At 66.1% G+C, this 498-nt stretch carries 1 pseudogene; it reads left to right on the top strand.

Annotation, left to right across the window (positions count from 1 at the left end):
* Window positions 1-292: 292 nt before the first annotated feature.
* A pseudogene (locus KTN05_RS17805) lies at window positions 293-498 on the top strand (DDE-type integrase/transposase/recombinase); the annotation flags it as partial.

Raw genomic sequence — 498 nt, forward strand, 5'->3', positions numbered from 1 at the left:
CAATCCCGGCATCAGGCTGCCCGCTGTGGCAATCTGATCAAGCTCGGACCTCTCCGAGGGCCGGCGCTCCTACACCACGCCAAGGGGCATGACCCGCGTCGGCCAGAGCGGCAGGCAACGGGACGAGCCCGCGCGATCTACATGCGGATCTTCGGATACCGCGCATTTCACCTTCGGGACGCCCGAGCCTTGAACGCCGAGATGAAGCGCCTCGCACGGCGACTTCGGAAAGAACCTTGCAGGCGGCCGACATGGACGACAAACTGACCGAGCGCGGGGGATCAATTAAAGAACCTACGTTCCGATGGCCCGCGGCGTTCGGCATCGGTCTCGGACCGATGGCGACCGATGCCTCGCCGCCGTCATCGACTGGTTCAGCCGCAAGGTCCTGGCCTGGCGGCTCTCGATCACGCTGTCGGCGGACTTCTGCATCGAGGCGCTGGAGGACGCGCTCGCCCGCCACGGTCGGCCCGAGATCTTCAGAAGCGACCAGGGCTC

Source organism: Paracoccus sp. Z118 (assembly GCF_019061185.1).
Lineage (GTDB): Bacteria > Pseudomonadota > Alphaproteobacteria > Rhodobacterales > Rhodobacteraceae > Paracoccus.